14 protein-coding genes are annotated in these 23583 nt (G+C 46.0%); all 14 read left to right on the top strand.

Annotation, left to right across the window (positions count from 1 at the left end; all coding sequences use genetic code 11):
* The first annotated feature begins 295 nt into the window (after positions 1-295).
* Entirely contained in the window at positions 296-2596 is a 2301-nt protein-coding gene (locus tag QBE55_00515) for a helix-turn-helix domain-containing protein (protein ID WZL78690.1), read from the top strand.
* A gap of 295 nt (positions 2597-2891) precedes the next feature.
* Complete coding sequence (locus QBE55_00510; GenBank protein WZL78689.1) at positions 2892-3842, top strand: sugar ABC transporter permease; 951 nt, start codon at positions 2892-2894, stop codon at positions 3840-3842.
* A gap of 11 nt (positions 3843-3853) precedes the next feature.
* Complete coding sequence (locus QBE55_00505) at positions 3854-4732, top strand: carbohydrate ABC transporter permease (protein ID WZL78688.1); 879 nt, start codon at positions 3854-3856, stop codon at positions 4730-4732.
* An 82-nt stretch (positions 4733-4814) separates the two neighbouring features.
* Positions 4815-6500 carry an extracellular solute-binding protein gene (locus QBE55_00500; GenBank protein ID WZL78687.1) on the top strand — a complete coding sequence of 562 codons (1686 nt, stop codon included), beginning with the start codon at positions 4815-4817 and terminating at the stop codon, positions 6498-6500.
* 209 nt (positions 6501-6709) lie between these two features.
* Positions 6710-7702: an ABC transporter permease subunit gene (locus QBE55_00495; protein ID WZL78686.1), complete on the top strand. Its 993-nt coding sequence runs from the start codon at positions 6710-6712 to the stop codon at positions 7700-7702.
* A gap of 55 nt (positions 7703-7757) precedes the next feature.
* Entirely contained in the window at positions 7758-8630 is an 873-nt protein-coding gene (locus QBE55_00490; protein WZL78685.1) for a carbohydrate ABC transporter permease, read from the top strand.
* Between the two features lie 76 nt (positions 8631-8706).
* Positions 8707-10377, top strand: coding sequence for an extracellular solute-binding protein (locus QBE55_00485; protein ID WZL78684.1), 1671 nt, complete (start codon positions 8707-8709; stop codon positions 10375-10377).
* 123 nt (positions 10378-10500) lie between these two features.
* Positions 10501-12852, top strand: coding sequence for a helix-turn-helix domain-containing protein (locus QBE55_00480; GenBank protein ID WZL78683.1), 2352 nt, complete (start codon positions 10501-10503; stop codon positions 12850-12852).
* A 130-nt stretch (positions 12853-12982) separates the two neighbouring features.
* Complete coding sequence (locus QBE55_00475) at positions 12983-15082, top strand: alpha-galactosidase (GenBank protein WZL78682.1); 2100 nt, start codon at positions 12983-12985, stop codon at positions 15080-15082.
* A gap of 149 nt (positions 15083-15231) precedes the next feature.
* A complete protein-coding gene (locus QBE55_00470) occupies positions 15232-17613 on the top strand; it encodes a helix-turn-helix domain-containing protein (GenBank protein WZL78681.1) in 2382 nt (793 codons plus the stop codon).
* A 139-nt stretch (positions 17614-17752) separates the two neighbouring features.
* The gene (locus QBE55_00465) at positions 17753-19414 is read left to right on the top strand and encodes an extracellular solute-binding protein (protein WZL78680.1); all 1662 of its coding nucleotides are present in this window, start codon (positions 17753-17755) and stop codon (positions 19412-19414) included.
* A 124-nt stretch (positions 19415-19538) separates the two neighbouring features.
* A complete protein-coding gene (locus QBE55_00460; protein ID WZL78679.1) occupies positions 19539-20495 on the top strand; it encodes an ABC transporter permease subunit in 957 nt (318 codons plus the stop codon).
* Between the two features lie 12 nt (positions 20496-20507).
* Positions 20508-21389 carry a carbohydrate ABC transporter permease gene (locus tag QBE55_00455; protein ID WZL78678.1) on the top strand — a complete coding sequence of 294 codons (882 nt, stop codon included), beginning with the start codon at positions 20508-20510 and terminating at the stop codon, positions 21387-21389.
* An 80-nt stretch (positions 21390-21469) separates the two neighbouring features.
* Entirely contained in the window at positions 21470-23515 is a 2046-nt protein-coding gene (locus QBE55_00450) for a beta-galactosidase trimerization domain-containing protein (protein WZL78677.1), read from the top strand.
* Positions 23516-23583 lie beyond the last annotated feature (68 nt).

Here is a 23583-nt window from a genome sequence, read left to right as displayed (position 1 = left end):
AAGCCTGTAATTGCCTTGTCCTGCGTTCCGGGAAAGGCGAAATCAGGGACATGAAATCAGGGACATACAGAACGAAAGTGATGAGTCTTGCAAAGAGGCTGTAGGATATAATGAGATTGCTGCAGCCTCTTTTTTCATTCCTGCTTTGAGCTGCCTTTATGGCATTGCATTGGAGAGTCAATGGATACATGAAAAATTCAATCTGTCCGTTTATTCGGGATTATATTATAATATAAGCAGAATATGTTCCTGATCCCTGAGGCCATTCCAAAACGGACAGAGAGGAGTGTATGATATGCGAAACTTTGCTGCCAACGCCGGACTACGGAAAAGATATCTTCTGTCCTTTATGCTTGTTGCCCTCATTCCTGCTCTCGTTGTACTGACATTATATATCCCCGTGATCAATCTGTTCCGGGAGGAAGCCATTCAGACGGATTCCCTGCGGACCAACACCATTCAGGTAGCCGTAGAGGAAAGGATGCAGGAGATGCATAATCTGTCCGTACAAATCAGTTCCAATAAGAAAGTTACAGAGTTTCTCTATAAAGAGGCTCCGCTGGATAATACATCCCGCTACTATATCAGGGATTTATCGGATTATATCAAAAGCTGCAGTGCAGGAAACAATTTTGTCAGTCTGATAGCCGTTTACCTGATCCAGAGTTCTTCTGTGGTAACACGGGATGGGGTATACCCTTCCGATTATTTTTTTGAAAATGTATTGCAGTATGAGGGAATGCAGCCGTCTGAAGCAAAGAAAATGATGTCCGGATATGCTTATAACAGATGCCTTCCTATACAGAAAATAAAAGGGCATGGTTCCTGGAACGGAGAATATGTGACTTATCTTCAGACCGTTCCCATTGGAGATCCCAACGTGCTGGCAAATGTCATTATGCTGATTGATGGCAAGGATATTCAGGCATTGACCGGGGAGACGGATGAATCTTTCAACCATCAGACCATGATTTTATCCAGGGAGGGGAATATCCTATTCTCTGAACCGGAGGGCAAGAAACTGAGTCAGATGATTTTTCAGAATATCGGGAAGGAGGACAGCGGCTCCTTTGTCATGGATCTTCCCGATCAGCCCAATATGGTCTTCTGTTATTCCAGATCCAGGGTAAATCAATGGACCTTCATCACATCTTTCAGCATGAAAGAGATTTTGCTGCGCATCGGAAAAATACGAAACAATGCCATTGCCGTTGCAATGATTGGCCTTTCCATCGGAATTTTTCTGTCCCTTCTCATGGCAGATTCCAGTTATAGGCCTTGGGCTTTGCTGATAGCGGAAATGAAACAACTGTTCAGTAAATCTGCAGAGGACAGTGGGAGCTCTGAAAATGAATACGATATTGCCATGCATACCATTCAGGGTATACGGGCAGAACGGGAACAAATGCTGCGGGACAGGGACGAAAGGGATGCCTGCCTTCAAAAAGTCACCCTTCAGAATTTTTGTTCCGGAAAGGCATCTTCTTATTCTGAAAAGGATTGGGAGCCGGTCTTTCCCTATCCGCATTTCTGTGTGATTCTGGTGGATGTGGAGGAGGAAGCCCAATGGATAAGGAAAGTTGACCGTACATTGAACAAACTGGTCTCTGTTTATCTCCGTGAGTGCCGGATTGATACCTTTGAGGATGAAAAGGGACGTTTATGCATTGTACTGAACACCGGGCTGTCCGGGGAAGCGCGCATTGTGGAACAGATCAGAAGTTTGGCAGGCAGCCTGGGCAGACATTTCGACATCTTGCTTTATACTGGCATAGGAAGTATTTATGAAGGCGTGGATGATATATATTCTTCCTGTCAGGAAGCGGAGGAATCCCTGGAATATTGCTTCTTGAAGGGAAGAGACTCTGTCGTGTACTATGCGGATATCCGGAATTATATCTTCCGCTCGCTGAACATTCCGGTTTATTCCGACAATCCCCTGCTGAATTCGGTAAAGACCGGGGATATCAGGAACTGTACCAGACTGCTGGATGAGTATTTCAATGATATTAAGGACAGCAACTGCGTGGTTTCCGCTCAATATATGTATTGCCTGTTCTATAATTTTATCGGTGTGATCATTAAGGCCTGCAGCGATATGCGTATCGATTTTGAAGTCATATTCCACCAAACCGCGGAACAGGTCCTTGATCTGGGCAGATACCGCAATGCAAAGCAGATGATGGACGATGTCTATCGCGCTTATCTCACCACCTGTGAATATGTACAAAGTAATAAGACTTCCCGTAATCGGGCACTGAAAGAGCATTTTCAATCTTATCTTGAAAACAATTATACTGATCCGGGAATCTCTCTGGAACAGACCGCAGGTACACTTGGATATTCCTCTTCCTATTTGAGCCGGTTTATCAAGCAGGAATTCGGCATGGGTTTTGGAGAACTTCTCAATCAAATCCGGCTGAATCATGCAAAAAGGCTTCTTTCATCGGATCTCATGTCCGTTGGCGCAATAGCGGAAGAGGTGGGGTATACAAGCATAAACAGTTTTATCCGTGCCTTTAAAAGAAGGGAAGGCAGCACGCCAAACCAATATCGCAATGCATCCTGTTTCCTGAATCCGGAGCAGGGACAGTGATAAGGATCTGTTGCAGATACCATACGCCAGGGCTGTGAAAGAAATTTAATGAGTTGATTCATTCTGTCATTCTCCGGAGCATTTCTTGTAAACATCCTGGTTGGGGATACCTGTGCAATGTTTTATATGGTATATAATGGTTTAAATGAAATAAAAAAGTATATTTACTGCCGTGAATATCATGTAATGTTCAAAAAAGTAAAGAAAAGCAGATGGGAATTCATTTCAGCATTCAATATAATGGATAATAAGAGGATGGAACGTAAAATTAAATAATAATGGGGGGGAGCTCCAAATGATCGATCGATCACAGATCATACCAGTCGAGAAACATCAGCGAACCAAAAAATGGATGGATACCTTAAAGAAGGAAAAAGCCTTATGGCTTCTCGTTTTACCAGGAATCCTATGGTACCTGATTTTTGCCTATGCGCCTATGTTCGGGCTAGTCATTGCATTCCAGGACTTTTCTCCTTTTAAAGGATTTACAGGGAGCTCATGGGTGGGACTCACGTGGTTTCAACAATTTTTCCATTCACAGTTTTTCGGGAGACTGATCCGAAACACCTTGTTGCTGAACATCTATAATATTTTGTTCAGCTTTCCGGTGCCAATTATTTTGGCGCTCTTATTGAATGAGATCCAGCATTCCCGGTACAAGAAAACAGTGCAGACCATCAGCTACCTGCCGCACTTTGTATCGACCGTTGTGGTGGTTGGTATGCTGACCAATTTTCTTTCTCCTGTCGGTGGAATTGTGAATCTGATGATTGGAAAGCTGGGAGGGAAGAGCATCAATTTTATGATCAAACCGGAGTGGTTCCGGCCCTTGTACATTATTTCCGGGATATGGCAGGAAGCTGGCTGGGGATCCATAATATATCTTGCAGCATTAAGTGGAATCGATACCCAGTTATATGAGGCATCCATTGTAGATGGTGCGAATAAATGGAAGCAACTGTGGCATATCTCCATTCCTGGCATTTTACCTACCATCATTATCATGCTCATCATGAATCTGGGTCATATTCTGTCCATTGGATACGAAAAAATTATCCTGATGTATAATACATCCACTTATGAGACAGCAGATGTGATCAATACCTATGTATACCGAAGAGGGATCCTGAGCGGCGAATACAGCTTTGGTACAGCAGTGGGTCTGTTTCAGTCCGCCATCAATTTTGTATTTGTCATCGCTGCAAATCGCATCAGTAAAAGAGTTACAGAAGTAAGCTTATGGTAGGAGGAATCGAAATGGTGAAAAATAGATTATCGATTGGCGACAGGATATTTTATATTATTGACTATATCTTCGTTGCATTGGTTGCAATTGTTGCTCTGTACCCGTTCATTTTCATTTTCAGCGCTTCCGTCAGCAATTCGGCTGCTCTTGGCCGTGGAGAAATATGGCTCTTTCCCAAAGGCTTCAATACCGACGCCTATGAAATTGTCCTGGAGGAAAAGGCAGTATGGAGCAGTTACGGAAACACCATATGGTATGTGGTGGTGGGGACGACAATGAATATGGTCCTGACAACGTTCACCGCATATCCCCTTTCCCGTAAAAACTTCAGCGGCAGAAACAAGGTTATGATGTTTATTGCATTTACCATGTTTTTCAGCGGCGGCCTAGTACCATCCTATCTGCTGGTAAAAAAACTGGGATTGATCGATACCAGATGGGCAATTGTGATTCCCGCGGGGATCAGCACCTGGAATCTGATTATTATGCGTACTTTTTTTGAAAGCATCCCGCAGAGCCTGCATGAAGCAGCCACCATCGACGGATGTTCCGAGCTCCGGATTATGACAAGAATCTTTTTGCCCCTGTCCCTTCCTGTTCTTTCCGTTATGGTGCTCTTCTACGCAGTTGCTCATTGGAACAGCTACTTCAGCGCTTTGGTTTATTTGAATGATCAGAAGCTGTATCCCCTGCAAATGCATTTACGTAAAATTCTGATCCAATACAATCAGAATGAAATGTTGCAGGAGCTGACCCAGGGTCGGGATGTCGTGGGGCAATCGGTGCGTTATGCCACCATTATCGTTTCAACGGTACCTATTTTGCTTATTTACCCTTTCCTGCAGAAATATTTTGTAAAAGGGGTTATGGTGGGAGCAATCAAAGGCTAGCGCTTTGGAAGCCGCCGCTGTTTGCCAACAGATCCTGTTCCGGCAGGATTGTTGTATAAAAAACAAGGAGGAGTGAGGACGCATGAAAAGAACGAGGATTATTCAACTCAGCTGCATTATCCTTTCGTTATGGATGGTGATATCTGTCGTCGGGTGCAGCAAGACAAATTCAGGCAAGGGGGGCGATTCCACTGCAGGGAGAACACCTGCTTCTGATGAAAAAGACAATACAAAGGAAAAGGGGAAATCATCAAGCTATATAACGGATAAGAAGATTACATTATCCATCCTGACTCCGGAATGGACTGGTGGACAGGTCGGGAATGACATGCCGGTATATCAGGAGATGGAAAAGAGAACCAACATTCATCTGGATTTTCAGTTGCTCCCCTTAACGGATCCGCTGGAAAAGTTCAATCTGATCATGGGATCGGATAAGCTCCCGGATATCTTAGGATTTTCCAATGGGGAGGCGATCAACAAGTATGGGATGGAAGGAGCCTTTATTCCGCTGCAGGATCTGATTGAAAAGTACGCTCCCGATATCAAAAAACAGCTGGACGATCCGCTGCCCGGTGAAATACTGCCGTATAAGCAAAGCGGATGGGGAGAGGCAACAGCGGGGGACGGAAACGTCTACACCATACCATTGTTTTCCTCTTCCAATGCCATTGGAGCTGTTTATGCAATTCGGGTGGATTGGCTGGAAAAACTGGACAAAAAGATGCCGGAAACCGCAGACGAGCTGTATGATGTGTTGAAGGCTTTTCGCGAACAGGACCCCAACGGCAATCAGAAACAGGATGAGATTCCGCTGGTTGCAGGCCAGGGTGGCAAAACAGCCAGGATTATTCCGCTCATCAATGCTTTTGATGCGCACATGAATTTGCATGTGGATCCCAAAGATGACACCATCAAATACGGCCCTGTGGAAAACAACTATCAGGAAGGACTTTCGTATCTGAACAAGCTTTATCGTGAAAAACTGCTGGAAGAGGATTATCTGACTTCCACGAACGATCAGTGGCTGGCAAGAGCCACCGGCAACCAGGCGGGTTTGATGTTTGTATGGCCTGCCAGTGGCATCGGAGCAGCAAATAACGGATTGCAGAAATTGGATTCCAGCTATAAATTCATGCCCATGGCACCGCTGAAGAGCAAAAGCGGAGCGCAGTTTAAGGACACCAATACAGCGGGAAGAATGATTCAGCCCAGGATGGCAATCAGCATCACCAACAAGTATCCGGAAGAAACCATGAAGCTGTTTAACTATTGCTTTACGGAAGACGGCACACGGTTAATCTCGTATGGGATAGAGGGAAAGCATTATAATATGATAGATGGGAAACCGGTTTATACGGAGTATGTTACTCATAATCCGGATGGATTGGATCCGGAAGCCGCAAGAGTAAACGATGGCCTGCTGACAACGGCACTTCCCTATCAAATGGGGTGGGATTGCCATTTTCAGGCGCATGCCGACGCAGACCCATGGACAGTGGAGGCATGGAAAATATATCGGGAACCCGGCATGGTGGAAGCACCGCTTCCTACATTGAACTTTACGGAAAAGGAGCTTTCCAGGAAAAATCAGCTGGTTGCCGAAATCGATACCTTTAAGGATCCCATGATCGATAAATTCATCATGGGTGTGGAATCCCTTGATCGATTCAATGATTTTGTGAAGGGAATCAAACGGGCCGGCCTGGACGAACTGCTTGAGATTTACAACACAGCATACAAGAGGTATCAAAAAACGGCAAAGTAGTTTGCAGGAGTCGGAAAGTGGGAGCATGCTCCCACTTTTGCATTTTTGGAACGCAAGATGATTATTTCGGAGGTCATTTGCGGTAATATTAAAAATCTTCTATGATCGTAGAATATTTCTATTGTTCTTCACGGAGCATTCTGTTATTCTCTAAATACCGTATCCGATCAACAATTTCATTTAAGTTACTAAAATGGAGGGGGTTACCCATGACACAAAATTCCAATATAGCAGCGCGGGAAGCTGGTCATCAATCCTCAACAGATCTGGTGAAGCCTTCCCCTGCTCCGGAAAAGAAGTCCGGTATATTATATAATTATTGGAAAAACCGTTATCTTGTATTATTGCTGTTGCCGGCTATCCTTTTTTTCGCTATCTTTTGTTATGGACCGATGCCCGGTGTGATCATAGCATTCAAAGACTATAAGTTCCGATTGGGGATCTTTAAAAGCCCCTGGGTGGGCCTGGAAAATTTCAGGATGCTCTTTTCCATTAAAAGTTTCGGAGAGGTATTCCGCAACACCCTGATTATCAGTGTTTACAAACTTCTTACCGGATTTCCTGCCCCGATTTTGTTTGCTCTGTTTCTGAATGAAATACGGCAGCAAAAGTTCAAAAAGACGGTGCAGACCATCAGTTATTTACCGCATTTTGTTTCCTGGGTTGTCCTTGGCGGATTGTTTATACAATTTTTATCGCCCTCCGCCGGACCGATCAATGTCATTTTAAAGAACCTGGGCATGGATCCCATCTTTTTTCTGGGTGATCCAAAATGGTTTCGCAGTGTATTGGTGGTTACCTCCATGTGGAAAGGATTTGGCTGGGGGTCTATCGTATATCTGGCATCCATCACATCAATATCGCCTCAGCTATATGATGCAGCAGATATAGATGGTGCCGGGCGTTTTCGAAAGATGTGGAGCATCACCCTGCCGGAGATGGTCCCTGTGATTACCATTATGCTTATTTTCTCCGTCGGCGGGATTGTCGGGGATGATTTTGACCAGATATTCAATTTATACAATAAAGCGGTTTACAGTGTAGGCGATGTACTGGGTACCTATATTTACCGGGTAGGTCTAGTTGATATGAAATACAGCTTTTCTGCGGCGGTTGGTCTGTTTCGGAATGTGATTTCATTTGCCCTTGTTTTCCTTGCAAACTTTGCAGCGAATCGAGTCAATGAATATGGAATATGGTAGATTACAGATAAGTTATACGTTTCTATGCGAATAGAAAAGGAAAGGGGAAAGGTTCATGGCATATCTGAGCAGACGCCGGGCAAAAGGCGAAATTACATTTGAGTGTGTGAACGGTTTTATTATGGTCCTGCTGAGCTTCACGACGCTCTATCCGTTCCTGTTTTTGATTTTTCAATCTTTGGGAAACTCAGCGAGCATCAGTTTTCTGCCGAAAGAATTTGAAACGGCAGCGTATGCTACTGTTTTTAAAAATTCCTATATCTGGAGCGGATTTCGGAATACCATATTGCGTACTGTTGTAGGTACTGTGCTATCTGTGCTCGTTACCACTTCCGGGGCCTATGCGTTATCCAAGCCATGGTTCCCGAATCGGAGATTATGGACCGGCTTCATTGTATTTACCATGTTTTTTTCCGGAGGATTGATTCCGAGCTATCTTCTCATGAAGGGCCTTGGACTTTATAACAGCTTCTGGGCCATGATCCTGCCCGGGCTTTGCAGCGCCTATAATCTGACGATTATGCGCAACTTTTTTATGGGAATTCCCAATGAACTGGAGGAGTCCGCCAAGATTGACGGCGCAAATGATATCCAGATCATGCTCCGGATCGTGATTCCCATTTCGCTTCCCATTATTGCCACTATATCCCTGTGGAATGCTGTGGGACACTGGAATGCCTGGTTTGACTGCATGATTTACATTACGGAGCCGCGCAATCAGGTGCTTCAGCTGATTCTCCGCCATATTGTAATTGAAGGGACTTCCCAGTATATGAACTTCACCGGAACCATGGATACCGGAACCTATATGCCGGAGGCTGTAAAAGCAGCGACTACCATTGTAGCCACCTTACCGATTCTGCTTGCCTATCCGTTTATTCAAAAGTATTTTGTAAAAGGAGTGATCGTGGGATCCCTCAAGGGGTAATTGCCATAGAACTTTTTGGAAATACATCTTGTGTTTCCGTTTCATAAAAGATAATATATTTAAGAGGAGGATCAATATGAACAAAAAGCTCATCAAGGTCATATCCGAAATGGTTCTTGCGGCAGTTTTGATGGTGTCCATAGTGGCGTGCAGCAAGACTACAGGTCCCACGAAGGAAAACACAAAGACACCGGATTCCTCCGGAAAGTCAGCGTCAGGAAAAGAAGAAAAGGACCCTGCTGCTCCAAAGGATGAAACATATACCATCTCCTGGATCGGCGCACAAAACAACCCTCTCAGTGAGGATCCGGTCATGCTTGAAAAATGGGAGAAAGAATTCAATGTTGTGATTGATTTCTGGAATATTGATTCCAATGAATGGAATGAGGTCCTGTCTACCAAGTTCGCCGGAGATGAGATCCCGGATCTTCTTTACTGCAATTCCCCTGCAAATTTTGCGAATTATGTGGATCAGCAGCTGCTGGCGGAAATTCCACCGGAAATGCTTGAAAAATATATGCCAAAAACAATAGCCGCCCTGAAGGCGGACAACGAAAAGGTCTTGCTGCAAGGTCAGGTGGATGGCAAGCAGTACGGCATTCCGATAGGGACCTACTTTCACAATCAGTTCCATGAGCCCATCGTCTATCGCGGGGACTGGATGAAAAAGGCAGGCGTAAGTTCCGCTCCCGCCACACTGGATGAATTCCAGGATTTAATGTATAAGTTTGCCAATGAGGATCCGGATGGAAACGGAAAAAGGGATACCTATGGCTTTTCCACCTCCGGGCTGAATATGGTATATGGAGCCTTTGGCTATGAGCGAAAGCAATGGGTGGAGGAAGACGGTAAACTTGTATACTCCTCCATTCAGCCTGAAATGAAAGAAGCTTTGGCAGTGCTGGCCAAGTGGTATAAAGACGGAATCATCGATCCGGAGTTCATCACCGGGGAAAACAAGGGTGGATACTGGGCAATTACCCATGCCTTTGACGAAGGGCGAATCGGATATTCCGGCCACGGGTGCTATTATCATTGGAATCCCGACCTGGGGCCATTGAATGAGTCCACGGGGAAATCCTCTGTGATTGCCGCCACGAACTATCAGGAGCTGGAAAAGAAGTTCCCTGGTATAGGCAGTGAGCTGGTGCATGGCACTCCGGTAACCGGACCGGATGGCAAATGCGGATCCCGCGGGGACCCCCTGCAGCACCCCCATCAGGTGGGCTTTGGAATCCAACTGGAAGACGAATTGGATAAAATGGCGAAAATCATGACGATGTATGAATACTGGACTTCCGATACCGATCATTATTTTGAATCCCGCAGCGGTATCAAGGATGAAATGTGGCATTTTAATGAAGATGGCGTACCGGTCAGCGACTTTGATGCATGGAAAGAGAAGAATAAGAAGCCGGATGAAACACTGTCCGGTGTCGGAGCAGCCACCGTCCTGGAGCCATTCCTGCTTTCAAGCTACGATAAACTTCAGAACAAATACCTTTATGACTGGGCGGTTGAGAACAAGTATGACAAAGATCTGATCCGAAGCGAGCTGTTTGTGGCCCTGCCTTCCGCGGGAACGTATCAGACCGAGCTCGACAAAATGGAAGACGAGGCCTATATTGCCATCATTACCGGTGACAAGCCTGTGGACTATTTTGATACTTTCGTGGAGGAATATAAAAAGTCCGGTTATGAAAAGCTGGAGAAAGAAGCCAATGAATGGTGGAAAACCATGAAATAGTGTCTGCTATCAGGAAGCATGTCTGCTGTTGCGGGAATGCTTCCTTTTTTTCCATCATATAATGAAATAAAGGTATACAACATTCCATTCTGAGTATATGGGTATATTTGGAGGAGGATGAAAATGCAGGGGAAGTTCAGGAGAAAAAGCCGAAGGAAATATGGATTGGCTTATAGAAAAATTATACTTTCCTTTGCTGTCATCGTTTTGCTGATTACCTCTCTCAATGGAATTATCACTTATGCCTTTGTGAAAGTCTACGGCGATCAGGTTCGAAAGAATCGTCAGGCTGAATTGAAACAGATAGGCATACAAATGCAGCAGCGTTTGTTTCGGCCTGCCAATCGTCTTTATGTGGATTTTATCAGCAATCCGGTATTGTATCCGGAGTTGAAGGACTTTTTTCATCATTCAGTTAAAACCAGGCCAAGCGAGTCTGTATTGTATTATCGGTTGTATTCCTCTTTGCACGCAGCAGTCTCCAGTATGCCGGAAACCTTTCGGGACGTTTCTGTATACAGCAAAACGGCCAATGTGGTTCTTTCCACAAGTGGAGGTGCCAACTGGCTAAATGATACCTGGTCGGATAATCTATCGCTGGATGGGATAGAGCAGGTTGTGCATGGGAAGAGTTCATTGTTTTGGAAGTATACCCCGATACAGATTTCATCTGAAACGGGAAAGAAAATGGAAGATGCATCCATTGCCCTTTGCGGAGCTTACCCTTTCAATGCTTTCGGCGAAAAGTGCAAAGGGGTTTTTCAAATCCGATTGAATACCGTCGCAATCAGCAGGTTGCTGCAGGAATATCAAACACAGCAGACGTCCTATTATTTAATTGACAAACTGGGCAGGCCAATTGCGTCTGTTGGCAAACCCATTGATTTTACCAACCTGTATCAGGATAAGCTGAATGATATCGGACAATCGGAATATATTGAGACGTATAAGGTGGACGGGGTGGATTCCGTTCTTGTTTCCCGTCCCTTTCAGGAAGATTATATCCTGATGTCCGTTACGACACTCGATGTTTTTTATGAACAGGCAAACAGAGTCCGACATATGGTAAGTCTGGTGGAGCTCAGTGTGCTGCTGGTCGGTTTTTTACTGGCCAAGTTTTTTTCGGACCGCCTGTACCGTCCCCTGCGGCAATTGATTGAGCCTGCCCGGGAGTATTCGGGGAGTGTCCTACAGGAGAAACGGCGCCTAGATGAGTATGCGTATATTCATGAGGTTATGGAGAATCTCTCTTCCCATGCTTCTTCCCTGGAGAATATGATGGATGAAAACTTTTCGTTGATACGGGATGGTTTCCTGCAGACGCTTCTTTATGAGCCAAAGCTGGATCGGAATGAAATTCGTGAGAAACTGGATCTTTTGCACCTTTCCTTTCCTTATCCGTACTTTTGTGTTGTGGGAGTATCTGTTCCGCAGAAGATTTTCCGTACGCTTCAAACGGAACAAAAAGTGGTGCTTCTTTATGGGCTGCTGAATTGTTATCATGAGTACAAAAGCAGTGAAATTGTCCTTGCCGGCACCAAAAACAACGATCGCTCCCTGACGCTGATTGTAAATCTGCCGGCAAGTGCAAAGAGCCGTCAGGATGACTGGATGCGGGAAATCAGCCGGATATGCTTCCGATTTTGTCAGGTTCCTCCGAATCTCAGTGTCAGCTCCTGCGTAACGGATATTTTGGAACTGAGCGAGGCCTATCAGCAGAACAGTATATGTGAACCCTATTTTTTCTTCCTGACAGACGAGCCCTATCTGAAAGCCGAACGGATTCTGACGATGGAATGCAAAGCAGACAGCGGGATCCCGGCACGTTTTCCGGATGATTTCAGAAAGCATCTGGATTCCTTTGACGAAGAGAGCGCAACGGTCGATATTTTAAAGCTGGTGGAGAAATGCAAATCCGGTCAATATACCGCGGCACATTGCAGGGCACAGCTTTTTTCCGCTGTCTCCGCTCTGTCCCGGTTTATTCTGCGCATTTATCCGGGGGGCAACCATGCCAATGGGAAAATTTATGATGAGTTTTTTGGGTGCACAGATATCGATTGCTTTCAGGATTGGATTTGCGGACGAATCCGCTATTATGTGAATCTGCAGAGACAGAATCACGCTGGCCAGTATTCTGATATCCTGCAAAGCATGACAGACTATATTTTGCAGCATCTGAGCGAATCCATATCTCTGGAAGTGTTGGCGGATACGTTTCATATCAGTCCAAATTATCTCAGCCGTTTGTTCCGGGAGCAGGTTGGGCTGAACTATACGGAATATGTGAACAATGCCAGGCTGGAACTTGCCGCAGAGCTTTTGATCAACAGCGGGGAAACGATTGAGCGGATTGCCGGCGAAGCGGGTTTCAACAGTTCCGTGTATTTTATTAAGCGATTTAAGCGCAAATATGGCATGACTCCGAAAACATATCGTATGAATGCAATGATGCAGGAAAGCATGGACTCCTGAAAGTTTTTGACAAAATGCAATATTCCTGAACGAAAATCACTTTTGTAGAATTCATCAATAGCAGAGCAGAATAAGCGAAGGAAAGACAGACCGGTTGAAGGTATAATAAATGACAGGGAGGTAGTATACTATGAATTTTGTCAAAACATATGAGGATTGCTATGTATCATTTGACGGCAGCAATCTTACGATAGGAAACAACCGGATCGAACGGTCCTGGGAGATGAAGGGGGAGGTTCCCCGAAGCCTGTCTTTCCGAAATAAGAGGATGGAGAAAGAATGGTTCTCCGATCCAACCCCTGCGGGATGGTTATCTGTAGGAAAATCGGCATCAGCGGGAGAAACCATACCCAATTCCGGGAAGGCTTCCGGAACGGCGGAAGAGCCCGTGGATTGTACGATAACGACTCATACGGATGATGATTTCGGATTTGCTGTTCCTCACTTTGTGATCGATGTTGAGCTGGAATACCACTCGTGGAAGGCGATATGGCGCCATATCATTTATCCCGGACTGCCGATTCTGCGGAACTCCATTATTCTGGAAAAGAAAAGCCCGATTGCCTCCGGCCATTGCGCAGGCAGCCGTGGCAAACAGGAAAGGCCGGGAATTGCCGGAATGTATGAAACTCTGTTTGAAAAAGAATCCAATGGAGAAGGGTATATCGATGTGCTTCCGGGTTTGCCAATCCATTGCAAGTGGAAATCGGTGTGCTTTCAGGATGCAACGGATCATCATAACAATCTGGTTTCCTCGCAGGAAGGGCTGCTTTACAGCAATGAAAAATCGCATCTTTCGGGAAACCTTTTATTTGTAAAGGATTCGATGCACGAAGATGGGTTTCTTGCAGTAAAGGAGGGCCCGACGCCGGTGGCCTATCAGGGCGGCGTGACCCATGACTTTGAAATTTGCGGCAACAATATTCTTACATCCGGCGGGGGGATATCTGCGGAGGAGTGGAGGAAAGCCCAGACCATGACGACCTATGGCAGTGCCGTCGTCCTGTGGGAAGGGGACGGCGAGGATGCCATTCTGGCTCTCCAGCAGTACCATCGGGCGATTCACCGATACAACCCGGAGCGGGATGCGTTCGTCATGTGCAATACCTGGGGAGATCGTTCCAAATCCGTCATCATCAATGAGGATTTTATGCGAAAGGAATTGTCCCTGGCGGAGTCTTTGAGGATCAGCTGTTATCAGATCGATGCCGGCTGGCAGGAAGGCGTATCCACTGTTTCGGCACAGGGAGGGATCGAGGGATATTATCGTTCCAATCCAAATTACTGGCATGTAAACGGAAAGGGCTTTCCCAAAGGCCTGCAGCCCGTTGCAGAGCAGGCGAAAAGCGGAAACATGGATCTTGGCCTGTGGTTCTCCCCGGATTCTCTGGATGATTTTTGCAACTGGAGAAAAGATGCCGATACTTTGGTCAATCTTTACAGGGAATATGGGATCAAGGCATTTAAACTGGACGCAATTCATATCCGCTCGAAAAAGGGTGAAGAGAATCTGTTCCGCATGATGAGAGAAGTTACGGAGGAAACCGACGGAAAGGTGATACTCAATCTGGATGTAACGGCGCAAACGCGGAATGGATATTATGGAAGAGTCCAATATGCCAGCCTGTTTCTGGAGAACAGGTATACCGATTGGCATAATTATTACCCTCATTGGACCTTACGGAACCTTTGGATGCTTTCCGGGTATTATCCCACCTTCCGTCTGCAGACGGAGTTTTTAAACGTGAACAGAAACAGGGAGCTCTATTCGGGCGATGCGCTGGCACCATCCGTTTGCGGAATGGAATATGCATTTGCGGTTACCATGTTTTCCAATCCGCTGGCATGGATGACTCTCACCGGACTGGACAAAGCATCCCGGAATACTCTGGAGCGGATGATCCCCATTTATCGGAACTATCAGTCCGATATCCTTTCCGGCATTGTCCTGCCCATTGGGGAGGAGCCTTCGGGAACGGGATGGACGGGCTTTCAGTCCATAACAGGAGACGGAAAGGGATATCTTCTGATTCTGAAAGAACGAAAGGATGGCGAGCGCCATTCCTATGCGTTGTGGAAAATGAAAGACAGGGAAATCAAACTGCACCGACTGATGGGACAGGGAGAGGACAGAATGGCGAAGACAGACGGGGCAGGACGGATGGAGTTCTGTCTCACGGGGAACTTTCAATATGCGTTGTATGCCTATGAAAAAGTGACAGAGTCCTGATAGCGGATGCTCTCTTTCGTTCCTGCTTTTTACTTATTCTGTTTGTTATCTGTACGTCTTATGAGAGATGAATGGCTGCCTGATGCAGGGCCGACGGATGACAAATGCCGGGATGGCGCACTGTGATACAGCATGGAACGGAGGCTTTTATGGTAAAATCCAAAGTACTGAGGAAGTCGATTATGTCCTATCTGGCTGTCCTGCTGATACCTGCCACTTTGCTTGGACTTATGATTGTTACGGATTTCTCCAAAAGACTCAGAAAAGAAGTCATTCACTCAACAACCAGTATGTTGACGCAGGCCAGTGAAATATTGGACAGCCGGTTCAGCGATTTGAGCAGAATCTCTTATCAGATATCAGCGAATCGGAATCTGCAGCCTTTTCTTTCCCCGGCGGATGGAAATGAAATGGAGAACTATCCATCGGTTTACAACGGAATTCAGGAGCTGGAAGATTATAAAATATCCAATGGTATGATTGAGAATATCTATCTTGCTCTGAGAGAGAAAGATGTTGTACTGAGTGATAAAGGCAAATACAGTTATAATACATTTGAAAAGTATATTTGTGTGTGGCAGGATTCGCCGCAGGGCAGCTTTACAGACCGCATCAACAGTATTGCTTCTCTGACGGTTATCCCTTCCCGGCCGGCTTACGTGAACGGAACCCGGACAAATCTCATATCCTATGTACAGCCGCTGCCGGTCCAGGCTGATTATCAGTATACGGCGACTCTTGCTGTAACCATCCGGGAAGACTCTGTGCGGCAGATCCTTCATGAAGTGTTGGGAGAGTACAGTGGCTATGTGTACATTCTGGATTCAAAAAACAGGGGAATATTTACCTGCGGGCTGAACAACAGTCGGGACTACAGGAAGGCAGCCGATAAGGCAGTTCATAAATCCATGGCTTTCATTCAGGATCAGGATGGGGATCTTCAAAATGGAATAACAAATTTCGAACAGGGGAAGTTCATCCTTTCCTATATCCAATCGGATATTATGGGCTGGAAATATGTTGCAGCCATGCCTGCCAGGCAGATACAGCTAAAAATGAGGGATTATCAAAAAATATTTATTTTTGTCATGTTTATGGCCCTGATCATCGGTGGCTGGGCAGCATTTAAATTTTCAAGAAGGAATTATCGGAATATCCGGAATATTACGGATACCTTGCTGTCGGGACAGAACATGGAAGGGCAGGAGACGATCAGCAATGAGTGGAATTTCATAAATGATGCCGCAGTGTGTATGATTCGGGAAAATGCTTCTCTTCGGGACAAGCTGGAAAAGCATATGCCAATTATACGTAATGATTTTTTCCGTAAGCTCCTGACAGGAGAAATGCAGGATGGGAAATCCATTGCCGCCATGGCAAACTTCCTTTCCGTTCAACTGAATTTCAATGCCTGCGGGGTTCTCCTTACCAGTATTGACAGTTATGAGGAGATAGAAGATGCGGTAGGGGAGCCGGAGCGGAATGTAATCCATCTTTCCCTGGCAGCCAGGGCGGAGGAGATTGGCTCGGCGCTTGGACGGGGGTATGCCGTGCGTCTCGGGAAGGATAAAGATGCGGTTTTGGTGGCGTTCGACAACAAGGATCCCGATGCAGACAGAAAGGCCCTGAAAAGTGCAGCGCATCAGCTGCGCGCCTGTCTGTACTCCGATTTCGGAATATCCATTACGGCTGCGATCAGTGATATCCAGGGGGAAGTGTCCCGGATACGGACTGCCTATCAGCAGGCGGAATATGCTTTGAGTTATCGGCTGATCGATGGAAAGAGTACAGTGATCAACTATGCAGAACTGTACAACTGCGAAAGCAGGGTGGCCGGATGCTATTATACGTTCGATCAGGAAAGACAGCTGATGCAGTTCCTCCGGGTGGGGGACTTTGATTCCATCAGGAAGATGCTTGGTGCCATTGTGGAACAGATTAAAACCCGGCCGGTTCCGATTGAGGTGGTTCGATGCACTTATTTTGACATTATCAACACAACACGGAAGGCCCTGGATGAACTGGGAATAACGGACTTTGGATATGAGGAACACTTTGCCGGACTCATGAGGGGGAAATCGCTGACGGAAGTCTATGAAGAAGCATGCAGCTTCTACTTTAATACATGTGAACGCATTCGTGATGCCAGGAATCAAAAGAATTGTGATTTCAAGCAAAGAATTGTGGAGTATATTGGGCATCACAGCATGGATAATGAAATATCGGTGGAAAACGTTGCTGGACATTTTCACGTCTCAGGTTCCTATATCAGTAAGTTGGTCAAGGAGCGGACGGGCAGTGGATTCACAGATTATGTAAACAAGCAAAGACTTGCAAAGGCGAAGCATCTGCTGTGTGAGACGGAAATGCTTGTGTCCGACATTGCTGGCGCAACAGGGTATAACAGTGTATACAACTTTACGCGTGTATTTAAACGCTATGAGAAGATGACTCCCACACAGTACCGATTGAGTGGAAGCATTTCACAGAAGTGCGGAAGGGACCATCCCGCAGGTACTTCGATTTCATAAAACGGAATGAAATGTTAAAGCGGAACGGAAATTGTTTCTTTTCAAAAATCCATTTCCAATATATATTGAAGAAAAGAGATGGCGCCGTCTCAATGGTTCAGGAAAAGCAGAATATAAAATGTATGGGGAGGAACGTTGGATGAAAAGATGGCATTCGGTCCGATTCATCACAGCAGCTCTTGCGGTTTGTGTTCTGGGGTTGGCCGTCTTTGCCGGCTGCGGTAAAAAAGAGACAAGCGGTACAAAGCAACCGGCAGGAAATCAGGAAACAAACCAGGCAGCAGGGGATAGTGGCTTTCCAATCTCGGACAAGACGATTACGCTTGAAATCATGAAACCACTGGTCATGTATGATACTGATTATTCAAAAATGCCGGTTTTGCAGGATTATGAGAAGAAATCCAATATAAAAATCAAGTGGAATACGCCTGCGGCGGCAGACTTTACCAGCAAATACAACCTGGTTATGTCATCGGGAAAACTTCCGGATGCGATCATTGCAATGCCGGCGGATGACATCGAAAAGTATGGGCAGCAGGGTGCATTGATTGATATCAATGAATTGATTGATCAAAATGCTCCGAATCTGAAGAAAGTAATAAATGAGTTCCCCGATGCAAAGAAAGTGATCACCGGTACCGGCGGCAAGGTTTACAGTATGCCGTTTGTTTACAGGGAGCGTTGGGGAAATGACGTGCTGATCATTCGGGAGGATTGGCTTAAAAAACTCAATCTCGATATGCCGGTAACGACGGAAGACTGGTATAAAGTGTTGAAAGCGTTTAAGGAAAAGGACCCCAATGGGAATGGGAAACCGGACGAACTTCCTTTCAGCGGGGATGGGATCGGTGACCTGATGAAGTTTGCCATGACATGGGGGATGCACGATAACGGAAACAGCGAGACATTTGAAGGGAAATTCTATTCTGCTGAAAAGCTTTATCCCCAGGATGGAAAGGTACATTATTCGCCTATAGAGCCCCGTTATAAGGAAATGGTGGAGTGGCTGAACAAACTCTATCAGGAGGACTTGATTGATCCGGAAATCGTAACAAATGACAATAAGGCTTTTCAGGCAAAGATGACGCAGAATCTTGTGGGCGCTACCAGAGGAGTATTTGGCGGCGATCTGATCACCATGAACGATACCGCAAAAATGAACGGCGATTCTGAATTTCACTTAAACGTTGCGCCGGTGGCAAAAGGCCCGCATGGCGACCAGTTCCATACGATAACGGACCCCAGTGCCCTTCCGCAGGGATTTGTTGTTACAAGGGACAATAAGCATCCTGTCGAAACCGTGAAATGGGCGGATTACTGGTACAGTGAAGAAGGTCAGGCAAAGATGTGGGGCGAGGAAGGCAAAAGCTATACCATGGTGGACGGAAAGCCTCAATGGACAGACTTTATTCTGAAAAATCCGGACGGCAGGACGGTGGATGAAGCCTGGGGCTCCCTGACGCCCGGAAGGAGCATATGGCCTACTGTCTGGCTGCCTTCTGATCTTACCCTGCAGAGGGATTCGGAGGAAGTCAGAACTGCCAAGACCGATATTCTGACATCGGAAACTTTGGTGGAACCCCTGCCGCCAAGACTTTCTTTCTCACAGAAGGACAATGACAGAAGAAAGCAGCTTATGACCGATATCAACACCTATGTCAATGAATCTGTCACCAACTTTATCGTAGGGAAGCAGCCGATATCTGATTGGGACAAATACGTGGAAAAGGTTCAGAAGATGGGAATTGATGAAGTCATTAAGATATATCAGAAAGCCATGAATGATTGGAATGCAAAGTGAAAATATAATTCGCACTGCAAAGGCTTCCGGCAGGCTCTGGGAGCCTTTGCAGAAATAAAAAGCATGAAGGATTTATTTATCTGATATAGATTAGCCGCGCAAAAGCGGTGGAACGGAGGCTGCAATGGCACAAAACACAGTAAAAAATGTGAAAAATCAACGGAGGATTGGAAGATCCGGCACATTTGCAAGAGATATGTCCCGATCAAAATATCTGTATCTCCTGTTTCTGCCCACAATTGTTTATTTCTTCGTTTTTGCTTATATGCCCCTGTACGGATTGTTGATTGCGTTCAAGGACTATAATCCATACCAGGGAATATGGGGAAGTCCATGGGCCGGATTGCGGCACATCAGGGACTTTCTCCACTCGGTTTATTTCTGGCGTCTTATTTACAATACCATTACGATCAATATCTATGATCTTCTCGTGGGGTTTCCCCTGCCTGTTATCCTTGCGTTGATGATCAATTCTGTAAAAAACAATTTCATGAAGCGAAGCGTCCAGACCATCGTGTATCTGCCCCACTTCATATCCGTAATTGTTGTTTCCGGTATGCTGGTTTCCTTCCTTTCCCCCAGCTCCGGCATCATTAACTACCTGATCAAGACTCTGGGAGGAAAAGCGGTACATTTTCTGGCAGAACCCGGATGGTTTAAAAGCATTTATGTTCTGTCAGGGGTATGGCAGAATGCAGGTTGGAATTCCATTATATACATCGCTGCCCTGGCAGGAATTGATGCCCAATTATATGAATCGGCTACTATTGATGGCGCAAATAACTGGAAACAGCTCATATATATTACCATACCCGGTATTCTGCCAACCATCATTATCATGCTGATTCTTCGGATTGGATCCCTGTTTTCCGTGGGTTTCGAAAAGATTATCCTTCTTTATAATCCTCTTACCTATAAAACTGCGGATGTCATTTCAACCTATGTTTACAGGCGAGGCATACAGGATGCGGACTTCAGCTATTCCACTGCAATCGGGCTGTTCAATTCGCTGATCAATTTTGCCATGCTGGTGCTGTTCAATCAGTTCAGCAGAAAAATAAGTGAAACCAGTCTCTGGTAAAGAGGTGTAAAAATGATTTTTCAACATGAAACATTGGGAGATAAACTGTTCCGGCTGATCAGGAATGTGATCCTTCTCTTCTTTTGTGTCATCGTCCTGTACCCGGTAATCTTTGTCATCAGTGCATCCTTCAGCAATCCCCTTTCCGTAATGAAAAACGAGGTGGTACTGCTGCCAAAGGGATTTACCCTTATCGGTTATGAGAAAGTGTTCAGCAATCCGGATGTATGGAACAGTTACAAAAATACAATCGTATATACCATCGTCGGTACGGCACTGAACGTTATTCTGACATCCACCGGTGCGTTTGCCTTATCCAGAAAGGATTTCAAAGGCAGGAATTTCTGGACTTTCTATATCACCTTTACTATGTTCTTCAGTGGGGGAATTATACCGATGTATTTGCTCATTAAGCAGCTGAATCTGTATGATACTTTTTGGGTGATGATCCTTCCTGGTGCGATCAGTGCATGGAATATGATCATTATGCGTACCTTTTTTCAATCAAATGTTCCTATGGAACTGCAGGAGGCCGCCATCATAGACGGGTGCAATGATCTTGTCATATTCCTGAAGATTGCTTTGCCGCTGTCGATGCCGATTATCGCCATCATGACCTTGTTCTATGGTGTGGATCACTGGAACTCCTTTTTCGGAGCCATGCTGTATCTCAGCGACAGGGACAAGTTTCCGCTTCAGCTTATCCTGAGGGAAATCCTTTTGCAGAATATCAGCTCCGGCAATGTGGAAGGACCCGCCGCGGATCAGCAGATTGTCGGAGAAAGTATCAGGTATGCATTGATCATTGTGGCAACCGTTCCTATTCTCCTGGTGTATCCGTTCATTCAGAAGTACTTTGTCAAGGGAGTGCTCATCGGAGCAATCAAAGGCTAAATGCGGAGGAAATGTTATTGCGGGGGAAAGATGCCTGGAAATATGGTATAATAGAAACAGTCTGAAAGGTGAGGATACTTATGAAATGGTGGGAGAATGAATTTTTAAGGATTTCTGCCGTACAATGCAAATATGATGAAGACAGTATGGATATTCTGAAAAAGCATGTGGTGCCGCGGCACTTCAATACGGAGCAGCTTTTGCATCTGACTGCGGAAGGCCATATGGCCTTCTATGAGGAAGAACGCCATGGAGTGCTGCTGGATTCGTATCTTGCGGAGGCTCACAGGAATCATATCCGTGAAATTATCTATCTCAATGTACACTGCTTTGTGAAGCGCATTCGGGATGCTCATCCCGAATGGGTGCAGAGAGATCGGGACGGAAAGGAAATACTGGCTTATGGTGTGGATTATTTTGCCTGTATCAACAGCGGGTGGTTTGCATACTTCGCAGACAATCTGTCCGGGCTTTGCCGCCATGAGATCGATGGTATTTTTCTGGATGGACCTGTTCTGACCCAGCAGGGATGTTTTTGTCCGGCATGCTGCGATAAGTTTCGCCGGCATTATGGAAAGTCCATCCATGACGCCTCTTCTGCAGAGCTTATGGAGTTTAAGGTGGATTCCGTCACAGAGTTTATAAAGAAGACACATGATATCGTAAAGGGCATCAATCCGGATATTCTCCTGTATCTGAATAATTCTGCGCTTCGCGCCGATGTTACCGGCAGCAATACCCGAAAAGTGGAACCTTACGTGGACATGTTGGGAGCGGAAGGCGGATTTGCCTGGGTGAACAGGGATCTGACCCTGTGGCAGGCAGATTCTATGGCCCGCTATATTGAAACCCAGGCCAGGGGGAAATCGACGGTAATCTTTATTGCCGGGGATCATAAACCGTATTCCTATTATATGCATACCGCGGCGGAAACGAAGATCCTTTATGCGCAGTCCGTGGCCAACGGCGCCAATGTCTGGTATGGCATCCATGCCCCTACCTACATTATGGATACTCCCGGTGGGAAGGCCGCAGTGGAATTCAATGCCTTTCTGGAACAGAACGAATCCTGTTACCGAAATACGAAGCCGGTATCCAAAGTGGCTCTGATGTGGTCCATGGACAGTGCCAATCATTATTCCTCCAGCGTGGCCGCCACGGACTTCACACAGTCCCAGCAGCTGGGTCCGAAAGCAAAACAGGGGAACCATTATGAATCCTTTATGGGCTTCTACGAAATGCTTGTCCGATCCCATATTCCGTTCGAGGTGGTGGATGAATGCAATGTCCAGGATGGTACCATTTCAAAATACGATGTTTTGATCCTGCCGACATGCGCATGCATGAGCAGGGAGACCGCAGCAAACATACGGAGTTTTGTTGAGAATGGAGGCAGGATCCTTGCCACATTTGATACCGGTTTTTATGATGAAAAGGGCCGGTACCTGGGTAAATCCGGGCTTGAGGATGTACTTGGAATACAAAAGACGGACGGAACGATTGAGTATGGGACTCCCGGAACAGGATTCCACAGAATTCGGAAAGACAGCTGGATGGCCCATGGCCTCAGCGCAGATCTGATCCCCTCTCCAAGTCTTGCGGTGCGGTTCACCCCATCCAGTGGGACGCAGATTCCCGGAGTTTACCTGAGGCCGATGGAAAGCAGATATGTTGCACTGCCGACGGACGGTTTTCCTGCCATTGCAGTACACCGGTACGGCAAAGGGGCTGGGGTTTATATCGGCGGTACTGCAGGGGAGTTTTACTATAGCTCAACCAATCCCGATTATCGGTGCCTGGTTGCAAATATTGTGAACCGGTTTTCTTCTGAAATACTGAAAACCGATGCCCCCGGAAGCGTGGAAATGGTTCTGAGACATCAGGAGGACAAAGGCCGTTATATTCTGCACGTCATCAACATGACCGGTGAAATGGCAAGGCCCATTGAGCGTATTCTTCCGGTGCAGGATATTCATGTGACGCTGCACCTTGACAAAACGGTTCATGGGGCAAATTGGATTACCGCCGTGGAGGATTCGGATCGCTGTGAATTCTCCTGTCAGGATGGAACGGTACAGCTGACCATTCCCGTGGTAAAGGAATATGAGGTGATTATACTAGAATAACGGAGAGCTTTGCGGCGGTTGACTATGCCGTCCATTGTTCGGACGAGATCCAACTGACGCTGCTATAC

This window comes from Eubacteriales bacterium mix99, from assembly GCA_038396605.1.
Classification (GTDB): Bacteria; Bacillota; Clostridia; order Caldicoprobacterales; family DTU083; genus UBA4874.
This window is presented reverse-complemented; position numbering and strand designations above follow the sequence as displayed.

Excerpts from the sequence above, each read along its gene's own strand:
- QBE55_00515 (WZL78690.1), top strand. The coding sequence starts at position 296 with ATGCGAAACTTTGCTGCCAACGCCGGACTACGGAAAAGATATCTTCTG.
- QBE55_00510 (WZL78689.1), top strand. The coding sequence starts at position 2,892 with ATGATCGATCGATCACAGATCATACCAGTCGAGAAACATCAGCGAACC.
- QBE55_00505 (WZL78688.1), top strand. The coding sequence starts at position 3,854 with ATGGTGAAAAATAGATTATCGATTGGCGACAGGATATTTTATATTATT.
- QBE55_00500 (WZL78687.1), top strand. The coding sequence starts at position 4,815 with ATGAAAAGAACGAGGATTATTCAACTCAGCTGCATTATCCTTTCGTTA.
- QBE55_00495 (WZL78686.1), top strand. The coding sequence starts at position 6,710 with ATGACACAAAATTCCAATATAGCAGCGCGGGAAGCTGGTCATCAATCC.
- QBE55_00490 (WZL78685.1), top strand. The coding sequence starts at position 7,758 with ATGGCATATCTGAGCAGACGCCGGGCAAAAGGCGAAATTACATTTGAG.
- QBE55_00485 (WZL78684.1), top strand. The coding sequence starts at position 8,707 with ATGAACAAAAAGCTCATCAAGGTCATATCCGAAATGGTTCTTGCGGCA.
- QBE55_00480 (WZL78683.1), top strand. The coding sequence starts at position 10,501 with ATGCAGGGGAAGTTCAGGAGAAAAAGCCGAAGGAAATATGGATTGGCT.
- QBE55_00475 (WZL78682.1), top strand. The coding sequence starts at position 12,983 with ATGAATTTTGTCAAAACATATGAGGATTGCTATGTATCATTTGACGGC.
- QBE55_00470 (WZL78681.1), top strand. The coding sequence starts at position 15,232 with ATGGTAAAATCCAAAGTACTGAGGAAGTCGATTATGTCCTATCTGGCT.
- QBE55_00465 (WZL78680.1), top strand. The coding sequence starts at position 17,753 with ATGAAAAGATGGCATTCGGTCCGATTCATCACAGCAGCTCTTGCGGTT.
- QBE55_00460 (WZL78679.1), top strand. The coding sequence starts at position 19,539 with ATGGCACAAAACACAGTAAAAAATGTGAAAAATCAACGGAGGATTGGA.
- QBE55_00455 (WZL78678.1), top strand. The coding sequence starts at position 20,508 with ATGATTTTTCAACATGAAACATTGGGAGATAAACTGTTCCGGCTGATC.
- QBE55_00450 (WZL78677.1), top strand. The coding sequence starts at position 21,470 with ATGAAATGGTGGGAGAATGAATTTTTAAGGATTTCTGCCGTACAATGC.